Origin of the sequence: Thomasclavelia spiroformis DSM 1552, from assembly GCF_025149465.1 — a bacterium.
GTDB classification, from domain to species: Bacteria; Bacillota_I; Bacilli_A; order Erysipelotrichales; family Coprobacillaceae; genus Thomasclavelia; species Thomasclavelia spiroformis.
Window position 1 is genome coordinate 2,277,234 of the sequence record NZ_CP102275.1, and the last position, 14,240, is coordinate 2,291,473.

At 37.3% G+C, this 14,240-nt stretch carries 7 protein-coding genes and 2 rRNA genes; 1 reads left to right on the forward strand and 8 read right to left on the reverse strand.

The window, feature by feature from the left end; genetic code table 11:
• Positions 1-44: 44 nt before the first annotated feature.
• The 5 genes from NQ543_RS10875 to NQ543_RS10895 form a co-directional block, all read right to left on the reverse strand.
• Positions 45-2,954 (reverse strand): 23S ribosomal RNA (locus tag NQ543_RS10875).
• Positions 2,955-3,181: 227 nt separating this feature from the next.
• Positions 3,182-4,706: ribosomal RNA gene (locus NQ543_RS10880) — 16S ribosomal RNA — on the reverse strand.
• Together the 16S and 23S rRNA genes form the textbook arrangement of a ribosomal RNA operon.
• A gap of 355 nt (positions 4,707-5,061) precedes the next feature.
• On the reverse strand, positions 5,062-7,710 hold the full coding sequence (gene adhE, locus NQ543_RS10885; protein ID WP_004610180.1) for a bifunctional acetaldehyde-CoA/alcohol dehydrogenase: 2,649 nt from the start codon (positions 7,708-7,710) through the stop codon (positions 5,062-5,064).
• A 179-nt stretch (positions 7,711-7,889) separates the two neighbouring features.
• The gene (locus NQ543_RS10890; RefSeq protein WP_004610179.1) at positions 7,890-8,579 is read right to left on the reverse strand and encodes a glycerophosphodiester phosphodiesterase; all 690 of its coding nucleotides are present in this window, start codon (positions 8,577-8,579) and stop codon (positions 7,890-7,892) included.
• Positions 8,576-9,439: a calcium/sodium antiporter gene (locus NQ543_RS10895; RefSeq protein ID WP_004610178.1), complete on the reverse strand. Its 864-nt coding sequence runs from the start codon at positions 9,437-9,439 to the stop codon at positions 8,576-8,578. The genes NQ543_RS10890 and NQ543_RS10895 overlap by 4 nt, the downstream gene beginning before the upstream one ends.
• 410 nt (positions 9,440-9,849) lie before the next feature.
• Here NQ543_RS10895 and NQ543_RS10900 point away from each other — a divergent pair, with 410 nt between their 5' ends.
• The gene (locus tag NQ543_RS10900) at positions 9,850-11,010 is read left to right on the forward strand and encodes an IS110 family RNA-guided transposase (RefSeq protein ID WP_004609000.1); all 1,161 of its coding nucleotides are present in this window, start codon (positions 9,850-9,852) and stop codon (positions 11,008-11,010) included.
• 263 nt (positions 11,011-11,273) lie between these two features.
• On the opposite strand, the gene NQ543_RS10905 is transcribed toward NQ543_RS10900, so the two are convergent.
• The 3 genes from NQ543_RS10905 to NQ543_RS10915 form a co-directional block, all read right to left on the reverse strand.
• Positions 11,274-12,065, reverse strand: coding sequence for a Cof-type HAD-IIB family hydrolase (locus tag NQ543_RS10905; RefSeq protein WP_039904427.1), 792 nt, complete (start codon positions 12,063-12,065; stop codon positions 11,274-11,276).
• Positions 12,066-12,116: 51 nt separating this feature from the next.
• On the reverse strand, positions 12,117-12,590 hold the full coding sequence (locus tag NQ543_RS10910; protein WP_039904425.1) for a superoxide dismutase family protein: 474 nt from the start codon (positions 12,588-12,590) through the stop codon (positions 12,117-12,119).
• A 104-nt stretch (positions 12,591-12,694) separates the two neighbouring features.
• The gene (locus NQ543_RS10915) at positions 12,695-14,110 is read right to left on the reverse strand and encodes a C40 family peptidase (RefSeq protein WP_004610174.1); all 1,416 of its coding nucleotides are present in this window, start codon (positions 14,108-14,110) and stop codon (positions 12,695-12,697) included.
• Between the last annotated feature and the right edge of the window lie 130 nt (positions 14,111-14,240).

The window sequence follows — 14,240 nt, forward strand, 5'->3', positions numbered from 1 at the left end:
ACTCAAAACCGGACAATAGCTCCTATTGCTTCTTCTTCTCTCTTTAGGTTAAGTCCTCGACCTATTAGTATCAGTCCGCTGAACATGTCACCATGCTTACACTCCTGACCTATCAACCTTATCGTCTTTAAGGGGTCTTACCTACTTGCGTAATGGGAAGTCTCATCTTGAAGTGGGTTTCACACTTAGATGCCTTCAGCGTTTATCCCTTCCATATTTAGCTACCCAGCTGTGCCACTGGCGTGACAACTGGTGCACCATTGATATGTCCATCCCGGTCCTCTCGTACTGAGGACAGATCTTCTCAAACTTCCTACGCCCACGACAGATAGGGACCGAACTGTCTCACGACGTTCTGAACCCAGCTCGCGTACCGCTTTAATGGGCGAACAGCCCAACCCTTGGAACCGACTTCAGCTCCAGGATGCGATGAGCCGACATCGAGGTGCCAAACCTCCCCGTCGATGTGAACTCTTGGGGGAGATCAGCCTGTTATCCCCAGGGTAGCTTTTATCCGTTGAGCGACGGCCTTTCCATTCAGCACCGCCGGATCACTAAGCCCGACTTTCGTCCCTGCTCGACTTGTTGGTCTCGCAGTCAAACACCCTTTTGCCTTTGCACTCTGCGCTTGATTTCCATCCAAGCTGAGGGTATCTTTGGGCGCCTCCGTTACTCTTTGGGAGGCGACCGCCCCAGTCAAACTGCCCACCTGACACTGTCCCGTTGCCAGCTTATGGCATCCGGTTAGAACTCCAATACAGGAAGAGTAGTATCCCAACAGCGACTCCTCACACACTGGCGTGCATGTCTCTCAGTCTCCTACCTATCCTGTACATCCTGCATCAAAGTCCAATATCAAGCTACAGTAAAGCTCCATGGGGTCTTTCCGTCTAGTCGCGGGTAACCTGCATCTTCACAGGTACTAAGACTTCACCGAGTCTACAGCTGAGACAGCGCCCAAATCGTTACGCCTTTCGTGCGGGTCAGAACTTACCTGACAAGGAATTTCGCTACCTTAGGACCGTTATAGTTACGGCCGCCGTTTACTGGGGCTTCAATTCAGTGCTTCGCTTGCGCTGACACATCCTCTTAACCTTCCAGCACCGGGCAGGCGTCACCCCATATACGTCGTCTTTCGACTTAGCATAGAGCTGTGTTTTTGGTAAACAGTCGCTTGGGCCGTTTCACTGCGGCTCATATCTCTATGAGCACTCCTTCTCCCTAAGTTACGGAGTCATTTTGCAGAGTTCCTTAGCTATAGTTCTCTCGCTCACCTTAGGATTCTCTCCTCACCCATGTGTGTCCATTTTCGGTACGGGTTACTGTATGATTTTCACTAGAAGCTTTTCTTGGAAGCTGGCTTCAATGACTTCTGTACTTGCCTTGGCTTTCCATCCGCTTCACGCCTTCGCTTTCTCGACATCCGGATTTGCCTGGATATCTGCTACCTCGCTTGCACCTGCTCTTCCAGCCGCAGGATCACCTAGCCTTCTCCGTCACTCCTTCATTCATACCGTAAGTACAGGAATCTCTACCTGTTGTCCATCGACTACGCCTCTCGGCCTCGCCTTAGGTCCCGACTTACCCAGAGCGGACGAACCTTCCTCTGGAAACCTTGGGTTTTCGGTGCGTGGGATTCTCACCCACGTTCCGCTACTCACACCGGCATTCTCTCTTCTATATGCTCCACAGCTCCTTCCGGTACTGCTTCTTCGCTCATAGAACGCTCCCCTACCACTTGCTCATCGCAAATCCATAGCTTCGGTAATATACTTAGCCCCGGTAAATTATCGGCGCAGAGTCATTCGACTAGTGAGCTGTTACGCACTCTTTAAAGGATGGCTGCTTCTGAGCCAACCTCCTAGTTGTCTGGACATCTCCACATCCTTTTCCACTTAGTATATATTTTGGGACCTTAGCTGATGGTCTGGGCTGTTTCCCTCTTGACAGTGGACCTTATCACCCGCTGTCTGACTGCCGAGCATGTCTCTGTGACATTCGGAGTTTGATTATATTCAGTACCCCGGGATGGGGCCATCACATATTCAGTGCTCTACCTTCACATGACTCTCTCTCGACGCTAGCCCTAAAGCTATTTCGGGGAGAACCAGCTATCTCCGAGTTCGATTGGAATTTCACCCCTAGCCACAACTCATCCGCCAACGTTTCAACGGGGGTCGGTTCGGTCCTCCATCGGGTTTTACCCCAACTTCAACCTGGTCATGGCTAGATCACTCGGTTTCGGGTCTACGACATGCAACTAGCGCCCTGTTAAGACTCGCTTTCGCTTCGGCTCCGCATATCCTGCTTAACCTCGCTGCATATCGTAACTCGCCGGTTCATTCTACAAAAGGCACGCTATCACCCTTTAACGGGCTCTAACTTCTTGTAAGCATATGGTTTCAGGTTCTTTTTCACTCCCCTCCCGGGGTTCTTTTCACCTTTCCCTCACGGTACTGGTTCACTATCGGTCACAGAGGAGTATTTAGCCTTACCAGATGGTCCTGGTAGATTCCGACAGGATTCCTCGTGTCCCGCCGTACTCAGGTGCTGTCTCAAGCTTCTTCACTATTTCGGCTACGGGGCTTTCACCCTGTCTCGCCGGACTTCCCAGTCCGTTCGCCTATAATGCCTTCTTGCTCTTTCCTGACAGTCCTACAACCCCGATCCTAAAATCGGTTTGGGCTCCTCCCCTTTCGCTCGCCGCTACTTAGGAAATCATTTTTATTTTCTCTTCCTTCAGGTACTTAGATGTTTCAGTTCCCTGAGTCTCGCCTCTCTGCAGCTATCTGTTCACTGCAGGATATCCGGTCTCTATCCCGGATGGGTTCCCCCATTCGGACATCGACGGATCGTTGCATGCTTACTGCTCCCCGTCGCATTTCGCTGTTTGCTGCGTCCTTCTTCGCCTCTCTGTGCCTAGGCATCCGCCATACGCTCTTCCCTACTTTACCTATTCGGTGTCTTGATCACTATTTCCTTCTTACTGACTGTTTCAGTGTTGAATTCTCTTAGTTTTCTTTCGACTTTCTCTAGAAAGACCTCAATAATTTTCTTATCTCGATCTCTTTCTTTCGCAATTTGTCTATTATCCAGTTTTCAATGATCTCTGAGCTTCTCTCTTCTTCGAGTTTCACTCAAAACTAAACAGAATCTTCTCCACACTTCCTCTTCTCCTTAGAAAGGAGGTGATCCATCCCCACGTTCCCGTAGGGATACCTTGTTACGACTTCACCCCAATCATCAATCCCACCTTAGACAGCTCCCTCCTTGCGGTTAGGCCACCGGCTTCGGGTGTTATCAACTCTCATGGTGTGACGGGCGGTGTGTACAAGGCCCGAGAACGTATTCACCGCGACATGCTGATTCGCGATTACTAGCGATTCCAACTTCATGTAGTCGAGTTGCAGACTACAATCCGAACTGAGAATGGTTTTATGGGTTTTGCTTCACCTCGCGGCTTCGCTTCCCTCTGCTCCATCCATTGTAGCACGTGTGTAGCCCAGGTCATAAGGGGCATGATGATTTGACGTCATCCCCGCCTTCCTCCAGCTTGTCACTGGCAGTCTCGCTAGAGTCCCCAACTTAATGATGGTAACTAGCGACAAGGGTTGCGCTCGTTGCGGGACTTAACCCAACATCTCACGACACGAGCTGACGACAACCATGCACCACCTGTCTCGGATATATCTATCCCCTCATCTCTGAGGTCTTTATCCGGATGTCAAGACCTGGTAAGGTTCTTCGCGTTGCTTCGAATTAAACCACATGCTCCACCGCTTGTGCGGGCCCCCGTCAATTCCTTTGAGTTTCATTCTTGCGAACGTACTACTCAGGCGGAGTACTTATTGCGTTAACTGCAGCACTGAAATTTGACTCCCAACACTTAGTACTCATCGTTTACGGCGTGGACTACTAGGGTATCTAATCCTATTTGCTCCCCACGCTTTCGGGAATGAGCGTCAGTTACAGGCCAGACCGTCGCCTTCGCCACTGGTGTTCCTCCATATATCTACGCATTTCACCGCTACACATGGAATTCCACGATCCTCTCCTGCACTCTAGCAGCCCGGTTTCTATGGCTTACTGAAGTTAAGCTTCAGTCTTTCACCACAGACCTCTGCCGCCGCCTGCTCCCTCTTTACGCCCAATAATTCCGGATAACGCTCGCCACCTACGTATTACCGCGGCTGCTGGCACGTAGTTAGCCGTGGCTTTCTCATAAAGTACCGTCACTCGGATATCATTCCCTATATCCGCCGTTCTTCCTTTATAACAGAAGTTTACAGAACGAATTCCTTCTTCCTTCACGCGGCGTTGCTCGGTCAGGGTTCCCCCCATTGCCGAAAATTCCCTACTGCTGCCTCCCGTAGGAGTCTGGGCCGTGTCTCAGTCCCAGTGTGGCCGGTCACCCTCTCAGGTCGGCTACGCATCGTCGCCTTGGTGAGCTGTTACCTCACCAACCAGCTAATGCGCCATAAGTCCATCCTCTACCAGTGCCTTGGCACTTTTAATATGGTCACCATGCAGTGTCCATACCTATGCGGTCTTAGCTGCCGTTTCCAGCAGTTATCCCCCTGTCTAGGGCAGGTTACTTATGTATTACTCACCCGTTCGCCACTCGAGCATTGCTGCTCGCGTTCGACTTGCATGTATTAGGCACGCCGCCAGCGTTCATCCTGAGCCAGGATCAAACTCTCCATTGTCCTTTTATCTCTCTCAGACAATTTCCTGTCTGTTTAGCTCTTCTTTTTTTCTCTTTGACGTGTGTTCTTTAATTCTGTTTAGTTTTCAATGATCTCTCTTATCGGCCTCTCTTTTGCCGACTTTCTTATCTTACACTCTTTTTTGACTTTAGTCAATATCTTTTTCCATCTTTTTCTAAAGCCTCTTTCCTCTTCTCTCGAGTGCTCACTTAATTTACCATATTCCTTTGCCTTTGTAAAGCTTTTTTTGCCTTTTTTTATCTTTTTTTGTTTTTCTCCACTTTCCTCTGCTCTCCTTCTCTAAAATATAAGAGACAATTCGCTATGAATTGTCTCTCTATATATTTAATTATAATTATTTATCAAATTTATTTTTGTAATCCCAAGTAGTTCTTAAGATAGCTTCCATATCATGTACCATTGGCATTCTTGGGTTAGCTGGTGTACATTGATCTTCATATGCATTCATTGCCATTCTGTGAATTGCTGCATCCCATTCTTTTTTATCGATTCCTTGAGATTCGAAGTTAGATGCTAAACCAACTTTGTGGCATAACTCTTCACAGGCATCAGCAAACATTTGAACACCTTCTGCTGGAGTTTTTGGTTTTAATCCGATTAATTGTGCTAATTCCATATATTTAACATCTGCTTTATAGTTTTCAATTTTTGGCCAGATGTTTAATTTAGTAGGAATAGTTCCGTTATATTTAATAACGTGTGGTAATAAGATACCATTTGTACGTCCATGTGGTACGTGGAATTCTCCTCCGATCTTATGTGCTAATGAATGGTTCATACCTAAGAACGCATTAGCAAATGCCATACCTGCAATACTTGCTGCATTATGCATTTTTTCTCTTGCAATTGGAGTTCCTTTTGTAACTGATTCTTCTAAATAATCAAATACTAATTTAACTGCCTGTTTAGCCCATCCATCAGTAAAATCAGATGCTAAAATAGATACATAAGCTTCAACTGCATGTGTTAACACATCGATACCTGTATCTGCCGCAATAGAAGCAGGCATTGTCATAGCAAGTTCTGGATCTACGATAGCTACAGTTGGTGTTAATGCATAGTCAGTTAATGGATATTTTTTATTTGCTCTTTTATCAGTGATAACCGCAAATGGAGTAACTTCTGAACCTGTTCCTGAAGTTGTTGGGATACAGATTAATCTAGCTTTTTTACCTAATTCCGGGAATTTGAAAGCACGTTTTCTAATATCCATGAATTTTTGTTTAATATCATCAAAATTAACTTCTGGATGTTCATACATTAACCACATTACTTTAGCTGCATCCATTGAAGAACCTCCACCTAATGCAATAATTACATCTGGTTCAAAGTTTCTCATTAATTCAACACCTTTTTCTACAGTGTCAATACTTGGATCTGGTTCAACATCGAAGAATAATTCTAAATCAACTTTATTTCTTCTTCTTCTAATTACATCTTCAATTTTTTCAACATAACCAAGATTATACATTCCTCTATCTGTAACAATCATGGCTTTGTCCATTTCTTTCATATCTCTTAGATATTTAATTGAATTTCTTTCAAAATAAATTTTTGGAGGAAGTTTAACCCATTGCATATTGTTATTACGTCTCCCTATTCTCTTAATATTGATTAAGTTTATAGCACTTACGTTATTAGATACAGAGTTATGTCCGTAAGAACCACAACCTAATGTTAATGATGGAATAAATGCGTTGTAAACTGAACCGATACCACCGAATGTAGATGGAGCATTTTCGATGATACGAATAGCTTTACATGCATGTCCGAATCTCTTAGATAATTCATGATCTTCAGTATGGATAGCAGCTGAGTGCCCTAAACCGTTGAATTCAACCATTTGAGTAGATTTTAAGATACCATCTTCTGTACTGCTAGCTTTTAAAATCGCTAATACTGGAGATAATTTTTCTCTTGTTAATGGTTCATTTGGTCCTACTTCAGCACATTCAGCACAAATAATTTGTGTATCTTCAGGTACTTTAATTCCTGCTTGTTCAGCAATCCATGTTGCAGGTTTACCAACTACATTTGGATTTAATTTAGCAGCATTTACATTATCAGAATATGCAGCAGCACCAAACATAAATTGTTCTAATTTAGCTTTTTCATCTTTATTTACAAAGTAAACTTTAAATCTCTTAATTTCTTTCATGAAATCATCATAAATTTCATGATCAACAATTGCAGCTTGTTCAGAAGCACAAATCATACCGTTATCGAATGATTTAGATAATACAATATCATTTACCGCTCTTGGTAATACACATGTTTTTTCTACATACGCAGGAACGTTACCAGCACCAACACCTAATGCAGGTTTTCCACAAGAATATGCTGCACTTACCATTGCGTTACCACCTGTTGCTAAAATTGTTGCAACACCTGGATGTTTCATTAATGCAGTAGTTGCATACATAGATTTCATATCTAACCATTGGATACAATCTTCTGGTGCACCTGCTGCAACTGCAGCATCTCTAATAACTACAGCAGCCATTACAGAACATGCATGTGCACTTGGGTGGAATGAGAAAATAATTGGATTTCTTGTTTTTAAACAAATTAATGATTTAAAAATTACTGTTGAAGTTGGATTAGTTGTTGGAACAATACCACAAACAACACCTACTGGTTCAGCAATTTCAGTAATCCCTAAAAGAGGATCTTCATTAATAATACCTACAGTTTTTAAATGACGTAAATTACTTGTTACATATTCACAAGCAAATAAGTTTTTAACTGCTTTATCTTCAAATACACCACGACCTGTTTCATTAATAGCCGCTTCTGCTAAAGTACCATGAGCATCTAATCCAGCTACAGAACATTTAGCTACGATGTAATCTACTTGTTCTTGAGTAAATTCTTCAAATTTTGATAAAGCTACTTGAGCTTTTGAAACTAGTTGATCAACATAAGCATCAATTTCTTCGTTAGTTGGTTCAACCACTTTGTTAACAGCTTTTTTTTCTGCCATTATTTTTTCCTCCGATTCATTATGAAATATTTAATTTGTTTCCATTGATAGTGTACCCCAATTTTACAAAAAAGACAAGTAATATTGTGCATTTTTTCACAATGAAAACACTATATTTTTAATGAAAACGCTATCAGTGTTTTTTGGTGTTAATTAAAAAATCCAAAGCCAAAATAGCTTTAGATATCTCGGTTTGTTATTATCACCTTAACCCCTTCATCAGCTAAAAAATCCTTAATTTCAAAATCATTAACAGTCCAAGTATTAACGTCTATTCCTCTTTTAAGATAATCGTTTATTTCTTTTTCATTTAAAAAAACATATTTTGGATGAGCAGCATTAAATTTATATTTAAAAACCAGTTCTTTATTTTTTATATAATCATCTTCAAATAAATATCCTAAATATATATTTTTATCAATTTCTCTTAATGTTAATAAACTTTCTAAACAAAAAGAAGAAAATATTACACGATTCAACATCCCTTTTGATTTAACTAAATTATATGTCATCTTTTCAATATTAGAATAACGGATTTTATTTGTTTTAATTTCAAGATTCAAAATTGTTTCTCTATTTTTACAATAGTCTAACAACTCTTCTAATAATGGTATTTTCTCTTTATACTCTTTAAAGTGATAATTAAAATTGTATTTACACAACTCATCATATGTTAAATCCTTAACATACCCCTTACCATTAGATGTTCTATTTATTTTCTCATCATGTATCAATACCAAACGATTATCTTTAGTTAGATGTACATCTGTCTCTATTCCATCAAAATTACCTTCAATAGCTTCGACAAATGCTATCATTGTGTTTTCAGGATACTTTTCACTATACCCTCTATGCGCCAATTTAATCATAAACTTCTCCTATAATATAATAAACTCACAAAATAAATCACATAACTAATCAACATAATAACTGCACCAACTCTTTTTAAATAAAAATCTTTACCTATAAATATATACAACAAAAATAACGCACCTATTGCAACCATACCATCAATAATAAAACTATTTTTAAAAACAAGTGCTTCTGGACAAACTAATGCCGTAGTTCCCAAAACAAATAAAATATTAAATATATTACTTCCAACAATGTTGCCAACAGCCAAATCACATTTACCTTTCAAAGAAGCTGTTACTGAAGTAACTAATTCAGGTAATGATGTCCCGAATGCAATAACAGTAAGTCCAATTAACCTTTGACTAACATTCATCTCTGTAGCAATATATACAGCAGCATCAATCGTTAAATTACTACCAAAAATAATGGCTGTTATCCCTAAAATAATTACTAAAATCAAGCGAAACAAAGTATCTTGCACTCTAACTTTTTCAATTTCACTGACAGCTACATTTTCTCCTCTTTTAGCCAACTGATACAAATAACACAAAAACACAAAAAATAAAACCCATAAGATAATACCATCTAAAAAATCAAGCTTCTCACCTAATTTACCTAAAATTATTAAAAGCAAAGTAATCAACATAACAAACGGAATTTCATACCGATATGTATTACAATTCACTTTTAAACATTTTACACATCCAGAAATCCCAAGTATTACTAATACATTTATAACATTACTACCAATTATATTTCCAATCGCTAAATCGGCATCTCCATTCATTCCTGAAATAATTGATATTGCTGCTTCAGGTGCACTAGTACCAAAAGCCACAACAGTAAGCCCAATTACAATTGGTGGTATATTCATTTTTGATGATAATTTAGATGCCCCTCAACAAATACATCAGCCCCTTTAATTAATAAAACAAACCCTACAATCAAACAAATAACTTGTATCAACATATCTTTATTATATTTTTTCCTGGTATATTGAAGTTACTCATACAAAGAGTAATAAATCTAATATACCAATTCTCCTTTCTACCTGAATTATTTGGTATCACTTCAGGTTGTGTTAAAATGTGTAATTGTGAATGTGGATTTGTATTTTTTTCCTTATTGCTTTGACTTTTCAGAAAGGATCTTACCACTTCTTTGTATCGCATTTATTATTAGTTGTATGAGTCTTTTGAATTCTGAACACACCAGGTTTTTGATACCTTTGAAGTGGATCTGATTTCACAATCACAAATCATCTTAAGAAAGGAATTGATAATTATGAAACTTGTTGGAATTGACATTGCCAAATATAAACATGCCGCTTTTATCATGGATGCTTCTACTGGCGAATCTTTATGTGATCCTTTTTTATTCAAAAACAATAAAGATGGATTTCAAAAATTTTATGACGAACTTAATAAATACACACAAGATGAACTTTTAATCGGTATGGAAGATACCGGACACTATAACTTTGCCATTGAAAGCTGCTTATTGGCTAAAGGTTATAAAGTTGCTTTAATCAATCCTATTACCACTAAGAACCTTAGAAAAGCTTCTTTAAAAACTGTTAAAAGCGATAAAGAAGATGCTATTTTAATTACCAAAGCTCTCCTAGATAAAGATTACTATCGCATCATCTCTATTCAAGATGAGAAATTAAAGGAGGCCAAAGAATTAACGCGCTATCGTACACAATTGACAATTGAAATGAATCGTAAGAAGAATATTCTTCAAAGACATATTGATATTGTTTTTCCTGAATTTAATACATTATTTAATAATGAATACACCATTACATATTTAAATATTTTAAGAAAATATGGTGATGCCTATACCATTGCACATACAGATATTCGTTCTTTAAGAAAATGTTTTAAATACTGTAATATCTTCTCAGCAGAAGACTTAAAAGAATTAGCTTCTAATTCTGTGGGTATTCATGATGTTTCTATTTCTTTTATCATTCAATCGGTTATTTCCAGTATTGATTTAATAAACTCTCAAATTGAAGAATTAGATAAAAAAATAGAAGAACTCGCCATCACACAAGATTCTTCTATCACATCAATACCAGGAATATCAATTATTACTGGTACTTCTATTTTAGCTGAACTTGGTGATATAAGTAAATACTCAAATGCAGGAAAATTAATTAAATTTGCAGGTGTGAATCCATATATCAGTGAATCTGGCGAATTTTCAGCTGATAAAACAGCCATAACCAAGAAAGGTTCTAAATATCTAAGGGCAACACTTTATCGAGTCATCATACCTGTAATACGCCACAACCCTGCATTTAATAACTACTATCATTTAAAACGAAGTCAAGGTAAAGGACATCTTTGCGCTTTAGGTCATTGTGTAAGAAAACTTTTAAGAATCATTTATCATCTTGAAATAAATCATATTACTTTTGATATAAATTCTCTTAAATAATCAAAATATTTATCGAACTAAATTCTATTAAAATAAGCTATTTTTACGATAGTTCTTTTTAACATTTTTTCATTCACAATTTCAAAGATCAAATACTATATTTTCAAGTAATTTATTTTCATACTATTTCATAATCTACTACTTGACTTTAATATAGTTGTCTTTCTTTGAATTTTATCAAAGCATATAATTAAAATAAGAATTTTTTATTACACCACCAATTATCAAAAAAATTTACAATGTATAAAAGCAGCAAAAAGCTGCTATAATAAATCAAATTTTTTTAACGCTTTTACAATACCATCATTTTCAATTCGATCAGTTTCATAATCAGCAGCTGCTTTTGCTTCAATAACAGCATTTCCCATAGCTACTCCTAAACCTACCATTTCTAACATTTCAATATCATTTCTACCATCTCCAAAAGCAATAGTATTACTAATATCTTTATTCAATCTTTTTACAAGCTCACAAATTCCTACCGCTTTCGAAACACCTCGCAAAGTTAAATCGAAAGAACAATCATTTTGATGTCTTTGAATATCAAAATAAGGGTCCAATGCATCTACCATAACAGGAATATCAACAGCATCATTAACAACTATCATTCCTATATAGGTTTCTATTTCATCAGGATTAAATTGGTCAATAATTGTTTCTAACTTCATTCCCCATTTTTTACAAAATTCAAGATGTTTTTTATCATTACTATCACGAACATAAATATTATCATTACCTTCAAAGTAATAATTAAAGCCATACTTATCACAGAGTTTCATTGTCGCTATAATCGCCTCACTTGGTACAATTGCTTTATATATAGGTTGATTCAAATATTCAACGTAACCACCATTACAAGTTACATACCCACTAAAAGGATAGTTCATTACTTCATCAACAATAAAACATTTACAACGTCCAGTTGCCAAAAAAACATCATGCCCATTTTCTTTTAATTTATCTAGTGCTTCCTTTACATTATCACTAATCGAATAAATACCTAGATTACAATCAATTAATGTTCCATCAATATCAAAAAACAATAGTTTACTCATAACATACCTCCTAATGCATACATCCATAATTGTAACATATCTTGCTATAATTTACTGATATATATCAATTATTTCACCACACGCTATCATCTTACCAGCATTTCCAGAAGGTTGACTAGTCAAATCATCTTTTTTTTCATGAATAATTATTGTTCTTCCTATAATATCATTAACAGTAAATTTGTTTATATATACCGCCATCCACGCCATTCCATCTTTTGAAAATAACGGTGGTAAATCTCCATTATGATACGGATGTAAACATTCATTCATATTAAAATGTCCCCCTGCATCACTAAAAGGATTATCTTTAGTTCCCATACATTTCTTACCTTCATGAATGTGTAAACCATGTATTCCTTGATTACAATCTGTGTTCGATAATCCGTTAGCTTCTATAACCAACACACATCCAGTTTCATATCCATAAACCAATAACAAACCATTTATTCCTGATCCTTTAATAACTGCATAAGCATCAGGATTCCCTTTACATAACATATCAATTATTTTATACGTTTCCATATCTTCCTCCACTTAATATATATGAAGGACCTCAGTTAACTATACATATAAAAATACTCCATTATTAAATAATGGAGTATTTTATAAATCAATATTTTAAATCCTTATAGATATCTTCTTGCGCAAACATAGTTTTTATGAAGCGCAGATATTTTAACTACATCTCCTGTTTGAGGTGAATGAATCATCTTACCATCACCAACATAAATACCTACATGAGTAATTCTACCTGTTCCTGAGCCAAAAAACACTAAATCTCCAGGTTGTAAATTACTTCTATCAACCGCTACTCCGCCTTGAGATTGAGCCTGAGCAGTTCTTGATAGAGAAATCCCATGTTGACGATATACCCAAGATGTAAATCCAGAGCAATCAAATGAATTTGGACCAGTTGCTCCCCATTTATATGGTGAACCTAGTTTAGTATATGCAGTTTCCAAAATTTTTGTTCCTGGCGTATATACTTTTACACTCAATGATGCTACAGATTTATTACCAGCCGCATCCAAAACACTAAACTCTACGGATTTATTACCAGTAGTATTAGTATCAATGTTTCCTACCGAAACGTCAGCCGTAACATCTCCGTCCTTATTATCAATTGCAGAAACCAGATACATTCGAGGATCGAAAGCATCTCCTTTTGCTACTTCAACTTCATTACTACTTAGATTTATTTTAGGACCACTTATATCCTTTACATTGAAATTCAATGTAGAAACAACTTCATTTTTAGCATCGTCTTTTGTACTGACTTTAATAGTTTGTGTTTCTCCTTCTTTTCTTGTGTCAACACTACCAATTATAGTATTAGTAACAGATCCCATATCATCACTAGCAACTAAATAATTTTCTAATTTAAATTCACTAGCATAATCAATAATGATATTTTCTCCTTCTAATAACGTAACACTTGGCGGTGTTAAATCCGATACAGCAAATTCAAACGTCTTTTCAGTAACATTACCAGAAGAATCAGTTACCGATAAAGTTATATCTTGGATACCAGGTTTTGATGCATCTAGTGCTTTATCAGTTTCAATAAAAGGTGAAACATCTCCATCTACATTATCAATGGCACTAACATAGTTAGAAACGTCATTACTTCCATTAATAGGAACTTGTACTACATATCCTTTATCTACACCTACAACTTTAAATTCAGGTGCTTTATCATCAACTACTTCAACTAAAATTTCCTTAGTAGCAATATTTGATGAACTATCACTTGCACTAACAAGTACCTCATAAGTTCCTAACTGTTTAGTATTTACATTCTCTGCTTTAATATCAACTATCAAATCATCTCTTTCATCCTGATTATCTGTAATATTAATAGCATTTAAATCAAATTTTTCTCCATATGAAACCTCAACTCGATTAGAAACAATTTCCGGTGCTTCTTTATCTACTGCGGCATATCCTACTAACATAAATACTGCAACCCCAACAATAGGGATAAACATTGCTTTACGTTTGATAATATTTTCATTAATAAAATTATCCGTTTTTATCTTCATTAACTCACTTCCTATCTAAAACGTACTATTAGATTATAACACTTTTTTTAGATAAATGCAAATTCGCTTGATTTAAGCAATAAAATTTAAATTATCAAAAAAATAATTTAATATATAAAACATTAAAAAT